We start from the raw sequence: 14,506 nt of genomic DNA on the forward strand, positions 1-14,506 counted from the left end.
TGGAATTCTATTTCGATTAGATTCCACCAAAAACTACATTTGATTTAAAAAATACGAGCAGGCAGGTGGCTTTACCAATGTGCGGGTTTGTTGGCTGTTTACAAGCGGAAGCTAAAGAAAAAAATGAAAAACTAGAACAGAAAATAATCGAAATGAACTCGATTATTACTCACAGAGGCCCCGATGATGAAGGGTTTTACCATGATGAGTTCGTGTATTTTGGTTTTAAAAGGTTGAGTATTATAGATTTAGAGAGTGGGCATCAGCCCCTCTCCTATGAAAATGATCGATATTGGATTATTTTTAACGGAGAAATATATAACCATATTGAACTTCGCCGTGAGTTAATAGCGAAAGGGCATGAATTTTCTACTGATTCTGATACAGAAGTCATCCTCGCCCTTTATAGTGACATGAAAGAGCGGGCCGTGGAAAAGTTAAGAGGGATGTTTGGCTTTGTTATTTGGGACAAGATTGAAAAAGAATTATTTGGGGCACGGGATCATTTCGGCATAAAGCCCTTTTTCTACCTGGAACAAGATGACTTGACGTATTTTGCTTCTGAGAAAAAAAGTATTCTGTTAGCCCAGGAAGATGAATTGAATGCTGATTCGCTACAGCATTATCTGAGCTTCCAGTACGTTCCTGAACCTGACACGATGACAAGGCATATCAAAAAACTATCGCCCGGTCATTATTTTACGAAAAAGCCGGGACAAGCCATGAAAATCAAATCTTATTGGCGGCCAAATTTCCTGCCGGTACAGTCATCTGAATCCCAAATAATGAAAGAGATCCAGGATGTTTTAACGGATTCAGTACGTGTGCATATGCGCAGCGATGTACCGGTAGGCGCTTTTTTGTCCGGGGGTATCGATTCCTCCTTGATTGTTTCCTTAGCCAGACAGGTGAATCCAAATATAAAAACATTCTCAGTCGGTTTCGAACGGGACGGTTTCAGTGAAGTAAATGTTGCGCAGGAAACAGCTAAAGCCCTTCATTTAGAAAATATCAATCATGTCATTACAGCTAATGAATTTGTAAAAGCCCTTCCTAAAATTATCTGGCATATGGACGATCCGCTCGCCGATCCAGCAGCTGTACCCTTGTATTTTGTGGCACGTGAAGCGAAAAAACATGTAAAAGTTGTCTTATCCGGAGAAGGAGCAGATGAGCTCTTCGGCGGTTATAATATCTATCGGGAGCCACATTCCCTGCGAATGTTTAATTATCTTCATGATCCCGTGAAAGAACTTTTAAAAACATTCAGCCGCATCTTACCAGATGGATTTAAGGGGAAAAACTTTATCAAACGGGGTGCTACACCGTTAGAAGAAAGATATATTGGAAATGCAAAAATGTTTGAAGAACAGGAAAAGGAGTCATTGCTTTCATCCTATAAGCATAACCTGGCCTATACAAATATCACAAAGCCGATTTATAACGATTCAATGAGGTATGATACGGTGACAAAAATGCAGAATATCGATATCCATACGTGGTTAAGAGGCGATATTCTACTGAAGGCCGATAAAATGACGATGGCCCATTCTCTTGAGCTCCGCGTTCCGTTTCTGGATAAAGATGTTTTCGATGTGGCCTCTAAGATTATGACAGATCAAAAAATAAAAAATAATACAACCAAATATGTCCTTCGAAAAGCGGCAGAGGGTATTGTTCCAGACCATGTCGTGAATCGAAAAAAGTTAGGCTTTCCCGTCCCGATTCGCCATTGGCTGAAAGCTGAATTATATGGTTGGGCCATTGACTTAATCCAGGCCAGCCAAACTGGTTACATTTTTAATAAACAAGAAGTTTTTCAGTTGCTTGAGGAGCACGTTACGAATAAAAAGGATAACAGTCGGAAACTCTGGACCATTTTTGTCTTTATGATCTGGCATCAAATCTATGTAGAAAAGTCCAGTGTGTTTCATCCATTACATGAAGATCGCGTATACCAGCAAAGAGAAAAAGTCCTCACTTCTTAACGAAGTTACGTCAAGTGCGGCTACATACTAAGGTAGTACAGAATCAATTTGATTGTCCAATAAAAAGACTAGCTCCAGGAATTAAGGTCATCCAACTGCAGGGAAATCCAAAAATCAGTCTATATCGGCTTGACTTTTATCCGCAACATATCGGACTGGAAAAGAAAATGGCTTCTTCACAGCTTGCAAATCAATTGAAAATGGGAGAAAAAATACCCATTTCAGAGGGCTGGAACGAGTATTATGTTCCCTTGAATCATTTGCCATCTATATATTGGAAGCAAAAGAATGGAAGCGATTATGAGGTTATATCCCTATATACAGAAGACAACTCAATCAGCAAAAAAAGCGAATTAGTCGAGATGATGAAGACAATGTTTAACGAATAAGCAACAAAAGAACCTTTCCTGCGGAAAGGTTCTTTTGTATTTTGAAAATTCTATCATCACTTTTCCATCTGTTTGACAGCTATACCATACTTATCATGCCATTTTTCCCATTCACCTTTTGGAAATTCCATATAACGGCCTTCCAATAAAGCGGAAAGCATATCCAGGCATACATGCCATCCTGATAAATCCTTTGATGTATGATCTGTTAATGTGCCAATAAACTCTTTCAATACTAAGAGGCAGCCGTCAGGTTTTGGGTATAACTCAAAGCGGACACGGTCTTCGCCCCATTCGAATTCCAACACGGAATATTCTTGGAAATCTAAAATCTTCATATCAATAAATGTCCCGGAACCGTCCTTCATATCAAATTTTATGGTTCCTCCTTTTCGAAGGTCCTCTACTTGAAGGTTTGACATCCATTTTGCCAGCTTATCATTCTGAGTTAAAGCAGCCCACACTTTTTCTACTGAGTGTTTTAATGGACGATCATACCGGGCGACATAGCCGCCACCCTCCCTTTTTTCAATTACGGCTAACATTTCTATTCCTCCTCATCTAAAAATTCTTCGAGTGCATCAAGCCTGTCCGACCAGTACTGGCGGTAAGGCTCCAGCCAATGATCAATTTCTTTTAGTGGTTCTGCACGTAAATGGTATATATGCTTCTGTGATTCCTTACTGGTCGTGACTAAGCCAGCTTCCCGCAATATTCGAAGGTGCTTCGAAACACCTGGTTGGCTTAATTGAGAACGTTCAACTATTTCCCCAACTGATCTTGGACGTGTTCGTAGAAGGTCGATAATGTGTCTCCGGTTTGTTTCAGCAATTATTTCGAATAGATTAGTGGGTTTCCTTTGGTTTTGCATGTCATCACAGTCCTAATTATCCATTTTTATTACCACTCTGTTATATTACCAAATAGTTATATGTCATTCAAGTTATATAACTCCAATGTCTAAACGCAGCCTTGCCAAATTAGGAGGTAATTATTTGCCGTACCTTGATGGGCATGGGGTAAGACCTGCTCAGTAACAAATCGAAATAGATGTTTGATACAAGCTTGTAAAAGGGTAAGATATGGTACTACGACAAAGATATAAGGAGGTACACATGAAATTTCAATGGATATTCCTGCTGGGAATCCTTTTTGCAATCGTAATTTCTATTTTTGCTGTTATTAATGTAGATTCTGTGAGTGTAAATTATTTATTCGGTCAAGCGGAGTGGCCTTTAATCCTGGTGATCCTTGGATCCGTTTTAATGGGGGGATTCATCGTATTTTCGATTAACATGGTCAAGATCTATTCGCTACGAAGAAAAATCAAGCAGCTTGAAAAAGTTATCAGTGATTTCGATTCAAAGCCCACACACGAGACAGCCAGTGATGTGGAGCGGGTTCCGGAAATCGAACCTAAATAATTAAATTGAAACCCCTCCACTCCTTCTGTATAATAGATGAGTTGAGGGGTGAATTTATGTTAAAGCCAAAAACTCGGTGGCGATTGCAGGCTGCCGATGAAAAAGTTGTCCAGGTATTCGTAGACGAGCTTCAAATAACACCTCTGGTAGCAAGGCTATTAGCCAATCGCGGGATTCAAACCATTGAAGAAGCGCAATCTTTTTTATTTATAAATGAACAGGCTTTCCATGATCCATTTTTGCTGAAAGATATGGATAAAGCCGTGCAAAGAATCAAGCAAGCCATCGAAGCAGGCGAGAAAATACGCATCTTTGGTGACTATGATGCGGATGGTGTCAGCAGCACGTCTGTGATGATGATAGCGCTTACGCAAATGGGGGCCAATGTTGACTTTTATATTCCAAACCGTTTTACGGAAGGGTATGGTCCCAATGAAAAAGCATTCCAATTTGCCGCAGAAGCTGGTGTGAAGCTACTGATTACCGTTGATACAGGGATTTCTGCTATCCATGAAGCAAAGGTCGCAAGAGAGCTCGGTCTCGACTATATTGTAACCGATCACCACGAACCCGGCCCCGTACTGCCTGAAGCGCTGGCGATCATCCATCCAAAGCTTGAGGATCATACATACCCATTTAAAGAACTGGCCGGAGTCGGGGTCGCCTTTAAACTGGCCCATGCGCTGCTTGGGCATCTGCCGGAGGATTTATTGGAGATTGCCGCGATAGGGACGATTGCCGATCTTGTGCCGTTGCATGGGGAAAACCGCTTGATTGCAGCAAGGGGCATTCATCAGCTGCGCCACACAAAACGGCCGGGACTGCTTTCGTTAATAAAAAAAGCGGGCATCCAGCTCGACTCGTTAAATGAAGAATCGATCGGCTTCGGTATGGCTCCAAGAATCAACGCTGCAGGAAGGCTCGGCGCCGCAGACCCGACCGTTGATCTGATCATGGCTCCCGACTTCGAAACAGCAGAAGAGCTTGCAACCGAAATTGATTCGCTAAACAAAGAACGGCAGGGGCTTGTGGCTGAGATTGCCGCAGAAGCAATTCGCGAAGTGGAAGAAAATTATCCGCCGGAGGAAAACGGGGTCCTTGTTGTCGGCAAGGAAGGCTGGAATTCCGGCATTATCGGAATTGTCGCCTCCAAGCTGGTGGACCGTTTCTATAGGCCGGCGATCGTATTTAGCTATGACCGGGAAAAAGGACTGGCGAAGGGCTCAGCGCGCAGCATTGAAGATTTTGATATGTTTAGAAATCTTTCGCAGTGCGGGGATATCTTGCCCCACTTCGGCGGGCATCCGATGGCTGCCGGTATGACTCTGAAAATGGCTGACGTCGATGAGCTGCGCCGCCGTTTGAACAGCCTGGCGCACGAGCAGCTAACGGAAGAGGATTTTACGCCAGTGACCAAGCTTGACAGCGTGATAGCAATCGAGGATATTACGTTGCAATCTGTCGAGGAATTGGACTTGCTTGCTCCATTCGGAATGAGTAATCCGAAGCCGAAAATTTTGATAGAGTCAGCAAACATTACCGGAATCAGGAAAATCGGTACCAATCAAAATCACTTAAAGCTGCAGCTTGGGAATAGCAATATCTCCCTTGATGGAGTCGGTTTCGGGCTCGGTTATTTGTATGAGCAGATTTCTCCGATTTCAAGCGTTTCGGTGATCGGGGAGCTTTCGATCAATGAATGGAATAACATCAGAAAACCGCAGATTTTTTTAAAGGATGTTGCTGTGAACAGCTGGCAGCTTTTCGACTATCGAGGAATTAACCGCGTTGAGAAGTGGCTCGCTGATATCCCGCAGGAGAATCGTAAAGTGATTGTTTTTTCCGAAGAAACATTGAAACAACTCCCTTTCATCAAAGAAATCGAAACTTTGGTTCATATTACAACAGAAAAAGAAGCTAAAGACATTCAAATAGATGGCTGCACTATCGTTTTACTGGACATGCCGTCATCACAAGAAATGCTGGAGCATATATTAAGGAAGAAACAGCCACATCGGATATATGTCCATTTCCAGCATCAACAGGATCATTTTTTCAGCACGATGCCAACACGCGAACATTTTAAATGGTTCTATGCCTTCCTGGCAAAAAAAGGGCCTCTCGATGTAAGGCGTTATGGAGATGAACTTGCGAAGTACCGCGGCTGGTCGCGTGATACGATCGATTTCATCTCACAAGTGTTTTTGGAACTGGATTTTGTTACAATAGAGAATGGCTTCATCTCACTCAAGAAACATGCAAATAAACGCGACTTGGGCGATGCGCCTTCTTTTAAGAGAAAGCAAGAACAATATGAGCTTGAAAAAGAGCTTGTTTATTCTTCTTATCAGCAATTATATGATTGGTTCAATACATTAGTACATGAGGCAACAGACCTCAAGGAGGAAACGAAGCAATGGATTTAAAGCAGTTTATTACAATCGTGCCCGATTGGCCGAAACCCGGGGTCAAATTTAAAGATATCTCTACATTGATGAATAATGGAGAGGCATATCGCTATGCTACTGATCAAATGGTAGAATACGCACGTGAAAAACAAATTGATCTTGTGGTGGGTCCTGAAGCGCGGGGTTTTATTATCGGTTGTCCTGTCGCTTACTCTTTGGGTGTCGGCTTCGCTCCGGTAAGAAAAGATGGAAAGCTTCCACGCGAAACGGTAAAAGTCGATTACGGCCTCGAATACGGCAAAGACGTCCTGGCCATCCATAAAGATGCGATTAGACCGGGCCAGCGCGTTTTGATCACGGATGATCTTCTAGCCACAGGCGGCACCATCGAAGCGACTATCAAGCTTGTCGAGGAGCTAGGCGGCGTCGTAGCCGGAATTGCCTTCCTGATCGAACTTTCTTATTTGGACGGCAGAGACAAACTGGATGGATATGATGTAATGACATTAATGTCATTTTAGGTTTTTGGGGGCACTCTAGCTTAGCTGGGTGCTCTTTTACAATGTTTGGTTTTCATCGGAAAGATCCAGGTCCCATCGTTCTTCCACTAATTTGGTTCCGGTCCATTCTTCATTTGGTTTTTCTTCTGTTAATGTAAAATTATATTTTTGATAAAGATAGCGAGCCGTGTCTAAAATGCTCACAGTCCATAAGAAAACTTGCTGGTAGCTTTGTTTTTTACAGAAATGGATGGCAGTCTCCATAAGTTTCTTCCCTATGCCCAACCCTTGGTAATTTTCATCCAAAACAAACCATCTTAGCTGCGCTACTGTATCATTGGATTTAGTAATCGCAATTGAACCAACGATTTTACCATTCACTTCAGCAACCCATAGATCTCCTCCATCGGTATTGATCATAAATTCTGTTAAACCCTTCATAACGTAATATTCAAACATCCGTCCAAACTTATACGTTTTCTCGTAAAGCTTTCCATGAAGGTGTGCAACATACCCAACATCCCCGGATCTAAACGATCGAATGGACAATTCTGACTGGGAAGAATGTTCTTTTGAAAATATGGATTCGACCGTTTCCATGGATGTTATCAGCTTGGACAGATCACGTTTCGATATGGCTTGAATCATTTTGCCTACTTCACGATTTGCATTTTCAACTAAGCCATTAAAAACTTCTTTACCATAATCCGTTAGATAGAGTAAGTACTGACGTTTGTCGTCTGTTGATTGTTTTTTAATGACTATTTTTTCTTCTTCAAACCGCTGGACAATCCTGCTCATATAACCTCGGTCAATTCCAAGGGTTTCTCTAACTTCCGTCGCAGTACATCCATTTCTAAAATTGATTTCAGTTATAACGCGGGCCTCTGTTAGAGGGAAAGGTTGATTATAGATTTCTTGATCGATTTTACCTAGAACATTTGCATAATACCTGTTGAATTCCCGGATTTTTTCTACATATTGAAGCGATGCCATTAATGGTCCTCCTTAACTTTAGAAAATGTAAACTACCAATATTATAAGATTTTTAGTTGACTTAGGCAACTATATAGTAATGATTTTTATCAGGCGTGTTGATTAACCAGTTTTATACAATAAAATAATACAAAAAAAGACCCTTTTCTTGTAGAATGGATGCCCCCTCCACTTTTATATTCCTCAAACCATTTTAAGCAGAATGGCTTGTACCATAGCTGAAAGCTAAAAAATAAAAAAACAGTCTCGAATTCGAGAACTGTCCTTTTATATATTTTGAACTTAACAATTACAGGTTCTAGGGAAGGCTTATGAAGGACATTTTAAAGGCGAACTGACTCGTTTTCGTCCTTCATAGCACTTATGAAGGACACTTCCCGGGCCAACAGACTCGTTTTTGTCCTTTATAGCCCTTATGAAGGACATTTCCCGGGCCAACTAAATCGTTTTTGTCCTTCAGAGGCATTATGAATACGACTCTTTTGCCTGGAAGTCCTTCATACAACCTGCTGATGCAGAATCTAACCCTAAAACCAATTTAAGAAGTTTCATGTATGTAAGATTTAAGTTCAATCTATATAGGAAGGAGTATTTTTAAAAATAGATCAATAGTATCTTGGAAAAAGGAGCAACTGTACACCGATCTGTGCTTCATTCTTACGCGGCTTTTCTGCTTATTGCTCCCTCTTGTCTTGTTTCAGGGAAAGTAGCTACCATAAAGATGTAAATACTTGAAACAAATTTTTATAAAGGGAAGGCCAGCGGCGAATTGGTGAACCCATTCCTGCTGCTTCTTCTCCGATATAATGGGAAACAAGACTCCTCCCAACTATACTAATACCTGCATGATTCCGTCGATCAATGACTAAGCACATACCAAGTAGTTTATAAGCGAGCAAGGAGCTGTTTCACTTGAAGATTTATGTAATTCGATGCCGAGATACTCAAACACGAGGGAATGGATGCGGCGTATATTGAGTTCCCATATTCAGTGGAATCTTGCTGAATATTGCCGCAAGATGGCAATCCAACTTGCAGATGAAGATCCGATCACACGGCAGGGAATTCTTAAGTATTTGAAAATCCTAAAGGATGCTGGATTAGCAACTGTCCACCAGGAGGGACGCGATAAACGCTACTCCTCTGAGAAAAAGCCGTCTTTTCGATTCTTGTTAAAATAAAGCATAATAAAGAGAAAAAGTATTTATCAAATTCGTGTCTGCATCACCTTGTCGAGATGCTCAAGCACAAACGGCCAGGCGTGTTCTGCCTGGTTCCTTGACTCCTCATCTGGAAACCCTGCCTGTGTAAGGCGTAAACGAGTGCCGTTGCCGTGAGGTTCGAGTTCAACCGTGACAACTGTCTCAGCTCCCTTTGTTCCCTCTGCCCCGGTAATCCACGTTAATTCGACGAGACGATCGGGTTCCAGCTTCAAAAATCGACCATAATGGGGATGACGCTGTGCCTCGCTTTGCGCCTCAAATTTGTAGATGGTCTCAAAAAAGAAGACCGTGTTGACTTCTCCTTCCATTAACACTGACCCTGGAGCTGCAAACCAGCGGTCGAACTGCTTTGTCCACGCAAGAAACAGTATGTCAGGTGCTGAATCCATTATACGCTCAACCGTCAAATGAAACGGTCTTTGTGAAAGATCAGGCTTAGAAATAGGCTGTGTCATCTAATTATTACTCCTTTCGGAAAAAAGAGGCGAATGGTTGGGTAAAAAAGAGCCACAAGGCACTCTTACCCATAAAGTTATTTAACTAATGCTGCTCTCAAATTAACACCATATTCCAAATAACCCTTTAAACAGGTCAACATATACACCCAACCTTCTTTATTGTCTATCAATTGACTTATTAACTCATCATCATTTTCATTAAAACCTTCCTCGTTAACTTCAATGATTGTACTCGAATTATCCAACTCTTTTAGTAAAATCGTAACAATATGTCCTTCCCCATCCTGGAACACGATTTTTCTATTTACCTCTATTTCCAATACTTTTATATCCCCTTGGGCATCGTATTCGTCATATCTCAATGTAGCTGTCTTGCCTTGTTCCCATCTTTCAGAACTCGATGAGAACCAAAAGTTCCCGATTTTTGCAGGGTCTACGAAGGCTTCAAATACTTCATTGGCTGGCTTTACTATTTTAAATTTCGTAAGGTTATTCATACTAAATCAACTCTCTTCCAATGTAATTAATAATTCCCGTTAACGCTTTGCCTTGTGAAGCCGCCGCTAGTAAGAGCTTCCCATAGCTTTTCTGGAGTGGTTGCGATGTAAGTAACATAAACAAATGTTGTGTCAGTCATTTCTTTCCTCCTCAAGTTTATTTTTAAGGTCACGCAATGCTTCGATTCGATGCCGTTCATATTTCCCAATCCAGCGGTCGTATATCTCTCCGATAGGAGCGGCATTCAGGTAATGAATTTTATTTCGTCCCTGCCATTCAACAACAATTAGATTCGCCTCTTCCAGAATCACAAGGTGTTTTGTAACCGATTGGCGGGTCATTTCAAGGTGGTCACACAGCTCACTTAATGTCTGGCCATTGTTTTTAAAGAGCTGGTCAAGTAGTTGCCTTCGACTGGAATCAGCAAGAGCCTTAAATATCTTATCCATGATGATATTATATGCAACCATTTGTATGCGTGTCAAATTTCAATCAATCCATTCAAGGCATATTGTATTATCCTGCTCATTAGTTGAAAATGTAAAAGACACGGGTTACTCTCTTACTGTTTGGAAAATGCAATTGATGACGGGTCTATGAAACGACCTTATCAGTCGTTTAGAAACCCGGGGGTATCTACATAACTTTGGAATTGGGGTTTGAGAAATGCGATATGAAGAAAAGACTCCTCTAGATGTGCTTGATAAAATACAACTTGTAACGAAACGAATGAAGGCGGAAAAAGGAATGATAACAAAAATAGCAACGGTTGCTGTCTATGTGGAAGATCAGCAAAAGGCAAAGGAATTTTGGACAAACAAAGTGGGATTTGAAATCAAGGCAGAACATCAAATGACACCAAATGCAAATTGGCTTGAAGTTGGCCCAGAAGGTGCAGAATCTCATTTGGTTATCTATCCAAAATCCATGATGCAAGGTCATGAGAATATGAAAGCATCCATCGTTTTTATGTGTGACGACATTATGGGCACATATGAAAAGTTAAAAGCAAATGGGGTCGAACTAGCGGGGGAACCCAATAAAATGCAATGGGGCACTTTTGTGCAATTCCGCGATGAGGATGGCAACGAGTTTCTCTTAAAAGGATAATATCAATAAAGTTATTTAATTTTAAAGCCTCAAACACGCATAACCCCGTTCTGAGTAAGGATGGGGTTAGAATAAAGTTGTTTAGTTTTTCTTAAAATAAATGTCTCTTCACCATTGTTTGTGATTTCTACATAATTCTGGCAATTAAGTTAGCTAGATTGGAGCCACTCAAAATGCCGATAGCCTTGGCAACAAAGGTGCAAATAAAGTTTTCCCTTTACATCTCATCCTTTTTTCCCGATAATAGAAACAATAATGTCTTTTTCGACATTTTCAACCAATAGAGCAGGATAAAAAAGGTGATTGAATGGCTAATGATCAAATCATGACCTCTGAACAGGTCGTTGAGAAGGCAAGGAATTATCTTCAGCAGGAGGATGCTGAATTTATTTATAAAGCATACAAATTTGCTGAGCATGCCCACCGCGAACAGTTCCGTAAATCAGGCGAACCTTATATTATCCATCCGATCCAGGTTGCCGGGATCCTCGCAGATTTGGAAATGGATCCTTCTACCGTCGCAGCCGGTTTCCTCCATGATGTAGTAGAGGATACCGAGGTTACGCTTGCGGACATTGAAGAAAATTTCAGTGAAGAAGTAGCGATGCTTGTTGACGGTGTAACCAAGCTTGGAAAAATTAAATATAAATCAAAGGAAGAACAGCAGGCTGAAAACCACCGGAAAATGTTTGTGGCGATGGCGCAGGATATCCGGGTCATTTTGATAAAACTGGCGGACAGGCTGCATAATATGAGAACGCTGAAGCACCTTCCGCACGAAAAACAGCACAGAATTTCCAACGAAACGCTTGAGATTTTTGCTCCGCTTGCGCACCGCCTCGGGATTAGCAAGATAAAATGGGAGCTTGAGGATACAGCTCTCCGTTATTTGAACCCGCAGCAATATTACCGCATCGTTAACCTCATGAAAAAAAAGCGCGCCGAGCGTGAGCAGTACCTTGATAAAGTCATCGATGCAGTACGGGATCATGTGAACGAGGTAAACATAAAAGCTGATATTTCAGGGCGCCCGAAACACATCTACAGCATTTACCGCAAAATGGCACTGCAAAATAAGCAATTCAACGAGATCTATGATTTGCTGGCTGTGCGTATCGTCGTCAACAGCATCAAGGATTGCTACGCAGTCCTGGGGATTATCCATACGTGCTGGAAGCCGATGCCCGGCCGTTTTAAAGATTATATTGCGATGCCAAAGCCGAATATGTATCAATCTCTGCACACGACGGTGATCGGGCCTAAAGGCGACCCGCTTGAAGTCCAGATCCGCACAACCGAAATGCATCGGATTGCGGAATTCGGGATTGCCGCACACTGGGCTTATAAAGAAGGCCAAGAAGTAAATGAAAATTCGTATTTAGAAGATAAATTAACCTGGTTCAGGGAAATTCTCGAGTTTCAGGATGATGCTCGGGATGCAGAAGAATTCATGGAATCGCTAAAAATCGATTTGTTCTCGGACATGGTGTTCATTTTTACGCCAAAAGGAGATGTCATCGAACTCCCAGCCGGCTCCAATCCCATTGACTTTGCCTACCGCATTCACTCCGAAATTGGCAACAAAACGATCGGTGCCAAGGTGAATGGCAAAATGGTTACGCTTGACTATAAGCTAAAAACCGGCGATATCATTGAAATCCTCACTTCGAAGCATTCGTACGGGCCAAGCCAGGACTGGCTGAAGATGACACAGACATCACAGGCGAAAAACAAAATCCGCCAATTTTTCAAGAAACAGCGCCGTGAAGAAAACATCGAAAAAGGCAGGGAATGGGTCGAAAAAGAAATCAAAAACATGGATTTTGATTTGAAAGAAATTTTGACTGCCGAAAATCTAAAACGGGTCAGCGAGAAATTCAACTTCTCCAATGAAGAGGATATGTATGCGGCTGTAGGCTACAACGGCATCACCGCAGCGCAAATCGCCAACCGTTTGACAGAAAAGCAACGCAAACAGAAAGAAAAGGAACAGGAACCGACCCTTTCAGGAGCTGTCTCTGAATTAAAGTCCTTCCATAAGGTTAAAAAAAGAGAGTCCGGAGTTCGCGTCCAGGGCATCGATAACCTGTTAATCCGCTTATCGAGATGCTGCAACCCGGTCCCCGGAGATGATATTGTCGGCTTTATCACTAAGGGCAGAGGCGTTTCCGTCCACCGCGTGGATTGTCCGAATGTCGAAGGAAATGAAACCGAAAACCGCCTTATCCCAGTTGAATGGGAAAGCAGCTTGAATGAACGTAAAGAGTATAACGTCGACATTGAGATTACCGGCTTCGACCGCCGCGGCCTGCTGAACGAAGTCTTACAGGCCGTCAATGAAACGAAGACTAACATTTCTGCTGTATCGGGAAAATCCGACAGAAATAAAATGGCGACGATCAACATGTCGATTTCGATCCACAATATCAGCGACCTGAAAAAAGTAGTTGATCGCATTAAGCAAATTGCCGACATCTATTCAGTCAGAAGGATCATGAACTGATGCGTGTCGTAGTGCAACGATCTAAAGAAGCCAGAGTACTTGTAAACGGAGAAACAGTCGGGGAAATCGGGCACGGCCTGGTGCTGCTTGTCGGCGTAACACATGGCGACCAGGCTGAGGACGCGGTCTATGTCGCTGATAAAATCGCCAATCTGCGGATTTTCGAGGACGATGACGAGAAAATGAACTTCTCCCTGCTTGACGCGGGCGGCTCGATCCTCTCGATCTCTCAATTCACACTGTACGGTGATGTCCGCAAAGGCAGAAGGCCCAACTTCATGGAAGCCGCCAGACCGGAACAAGCAAACCCGGTCTATGAAATGCTGAATGAAGAATTCCGCAAAAAAGGAATCAACGTCCAAACAGGCATTTTTGGTGCGATGATGCAGGTACAGCTTAGCAATGATGGCCCGGTCACCCTTATTGTAGAAAGCAAAATGAAGTGAAAAAAAATCCTTGTCCGCTTGATAGCGGCAAGGATTTTTTGATTAGGATTTTGGCACCTGGTTGCGGCTTTCAATCAAGTTTGAGGGATGCTTCGGCAGCGAAAGCAACAGCTTTCCTGAAGAAGTCTATTTAAAATCGCCCTCTCGTATTTCTGATGATCAAACTGACGATAAAAACGACAACAATTGCACCTAATAGAGCGGGGACAAGGTAAAACCCTCCCGTAACCGGTCCAATAGGTCCTAAAATCTCTGAACCAAGCCATGCTCCTATAAAGCCTGCAACAATATTACCAATAATTCCGCCTGGCATATCACGTCCAATAATCAGGCTGCCCAACCAACCAATAATACCTCCAACAATTAACATCCAAAGCAATCCCAAAGTTTCTCCTCCTTCCGGTTCATTTATCTGTTTTTATTTCAGTGAAACCGATAAAAATGAAGAATGAATGGAGTACAGGATTATGTCAGGAATGATTGGCAGGAGAATGGGTGAACGTTTCTTCACTCGGATAAGCTATATTCCATTCCCTATATTCCTATTCTGTAGGACAAAGTTT

The 14,506-nt window shown here is 42.2% G+C and carries 16 protein-coding genes; 9 read left to right on the forward strand and 7 right to left on the reverse strand.

Annotated elements, in window-relative coordinates; genetic code table 11:
* Positions 1-77: 77 nt before the first annotated feature.
* Both asnB and ELQ35_RS14735 read left to right on the forward strand, forming a co-directional pair.
* A complete protein-coding gene (asnB, locus tag ELQ35_RS14730; RefSeq protein WP_126865581.1) occupies positions 78-1,988 on the forward strand; it encodes an asparagine synthase (glutamine-hydrolyzing) in 1,911 nt (636 codons plus the stop codon).
* Between the two features lie 14 nt (positions 1,989-2,002).
* The gene (locus ELQ35_RS14735) at positions 2,003-2,377 is read left to right on the forward strand and encodes a hypothetical protein (RefSeq protein ID WP_126865582.1); all 375 of its coding nucleotides are present in this window, start codon (positions 2,003-2,005) and stop codon (positions 2,375-2,377) included.
* Positions 2,378-2,433: 56 nt separating this feature from the next.
* Here the strand turns inward: ELQ35_RS14735 and ELQ35_RS14740 are convergent, their stop codons facing one another.
* Both ELQ35_RS14740 and ELQ35_RS14745 read right to left on the reverse strand, forming a co-directional pair.
* Positions 2,434-2,922 carry an SRPBCC family protein gene (locus tag ELQ35_RS14740; RefSeq protein ID WP_126865583.1) on the reverse strand — a complete coding sequence of 163 codons (489 nt, stop codon included), beginning with the start codon at positions 2,920-2,922 and terminating at the stop codon, positions 2,434-2,436.
* A gap of 2 nt (positions 2,923-2,924) precedes the next feature.
* On the reverse strand, positions 2,925-3,248 hold the full coding sequence (locus ELQ35_RS14745) for an ArsR/SmtB family transcription factor (RefSeq protein WP_126865584.1): 324 nt from the start codon (positions 3,246-3,248) through the stop codon (positions 2,925-2,927).
* A 244-nt stretch (positions 3,249-3,492) separates the two neighbouring features.
* On the opposite strand from ELQ35_RS14745, the gene ELQ35_RS14750 reads away from it, so the two are divergent.
* The 3 genes from ELQ35_RS14750 to ELQ35_RS14760 are packed head-to-tail and all read left to right on the forward strand — an operon-like array spanning position 3,493 to position 6,730.
* Complete coding sequence (locus ELQ35_RS14750) at positions 3,493-3,801, forward strand: LapA family protein (RefSeq protein ID WP_126865585.1); 309 nt, start codon at positions 3,493-3,495, stop codon at positions 3,799-3,801.
* Between the two features lie 56 nt (positions 3,802-3,857).
* A complete protein-coding gene (recJ, locus tag ELQ35_RS14755; protein ID WP_126865586.1) occupies positions 3,858-6,227 on the forward strand; it encodes a single-stranded-DNA-specific exonuclease RecJ in 2,370 nt (789 codons plus the stop codon).
* On the forward strand, positions 6,218-6,730 hold the full coding sequence (locus tag ELQ35_RS14760) for an adenine phosphoribosyltransferase (RefSeq protein ID WP_126865587.1): 513 nt from the start codon (positions 6,218-6,220) through the stop codon (positions 6,728-6,730). Before recJ ends, ELQ35_RS14760 begins: the two co-directional genes overlap by 10 nt.
* 36 nt (positions 6,731-6,766) lie before the next feature.
* Here ELQ35_RS14760 and ELQ35_RS14765 read toward each other — a convergent pair whose 3' ends face one another.
* Positions 6,767-7,705 (reverse strand): bifunctional helix-turn-helix transcriptional regulator/GNAT family N-acetyltransferase, encoded by a 939-nt coding sequence (locus ELQ35_RS14765; RefSeq protein ID WP_126865588.1) that lies wholly within the window; start codon positions 7,703-7,705, stop codon positions 6,767-6,769.
* A 974-nt stretch (positions 7,706-8,679) separates the two neighbouring features.
* Between ELQ35_RS14765 and ELQ35_RS14770 the strand changes: the two genes are divergently transcribed.
* Positions 8,680-8,886 (forward strand): helix-turn-helix domain-containing protein, encoded by a 207-nt coding sequence (locus ELQ35_RS14770; RefSeq protein WP_126865589.1) that lies wholly within the window; start codon positions 8,680-8,682, stop codon positions 8,884-8,886.
* Between the two features lie 26 nt (positions 8,887-8,912).
* Here the strand turns inward: ELQ35_RS14770 and ELQ35_RS14775 are convergent, their stop codons facing one another.
* From ELQ35_RS14775 to ELQ35_RS14790, 3 genes are all read right to left on the reverse strand, one after another.
* Positions 8,913-9,383, reverse strand: a complete 471-nt coding sequence (locus ELQ35_RS14775) for an SRPBCC family protein (RefSeq protein ID WP_126865590.1) — start codon at positions 9,381-9,383, stop codon at positions 8,913-8,915.
* A gap of 77 nt (positions 9,384-9,460) precedes the next feature.
* Positions 9,461-9,883 (reverse strand): SRPBCC family protein, encoded by a 423-nt coding sequence (locus ELQ35_RS14780; RefSeq protein ID WP_126865591.1) that lies wholly within the window; start codon positions 9,881-9,883, stop codon positions 9,461-9,463.
* A 132-nt stretch (positions 9,884-10,015) separates the two neighbouring features.
* Entirely contained in the window at positions 10,016-10,369 is a 354-nt protein-coding gene (locus tag ELQ35_RS14790) for an ArsR/SmtB family transcription factor (RefSeq protein ID WP_246026083.1), read from the reverse strand.
* A 262-nt stretch (positions 10,370-10,631) separates the two neighbouring features.
* Between ELQ35_RS14790 and ELQ35_RS14795 the strand changes: the two genes are divergently transcribed.
* The 3 genes from ELQ35_RS14795 to dtd all read left to right on the forward strand — a co-directional run bounded on the left by ELQ35_RS14795 (position 10,632) and on the right by dtd (position 13,943).
* Positions 10,632-10,994 (forward strand): VOC family protein, encoded by a 363-nt coding sequence (locus tag ELQ35_RS14795; RefSeq protein WP_126865685.1) that lies wholly within the window; start codon positions 10,632-10,634, stop codon positions 10,992-10,994.
* Between the two features lie 307 nt (positions 10,995-11,301).
* Positions 11,302-13,497, forward strand: coding sequence for a RelA/SpoT family protein (locus ELQ35_RS14800; RefSeq protein ID WP_126865592.1), 2,196 nt, complete (start codon positions 11,302-11,304; stop codon positions 13,495-13,497).
* Entirely contained in the window at positions 13,497-13,943 is a 447-nt protein-coding gene (gene dtd / locus ELQ35_RS14805; protein ID WP_126865593.1) for a D-aminoacyl-tRNA deacylase, read from the forward strand. Before ELQ35_RS14800 ends, dtd begins: the two co-directional genes overlap by 1 nt.
* A 130-nt stretch (positions 13,944-14,073) precedes the next feature.
* Here the strand turns inward: dtd and ELQ35_RS14810 are convergent, their stop codons facing one another.
* Positions 14,074-14,328, reverse strand: coding sequence for a GlsB/YeaQ/YmgE family stress response membrane protein (locus ELQ35_RS14810; protein WP_126865594.1), 255 nt, complete (start codon positions 14,326-14,328; stop codon positions 14,074-14,076).
* Positions 14,329-14,506: the final 178 nt, after the last annotated feature.

The organism is Peribacillus cavernae (assembly GCF_003989135.1).
Lineage (GTDB): Bacteria > Bacillota > Bacilli > Bacillales > DSM-1321 > Peribacillus > Peribacillus cavernae.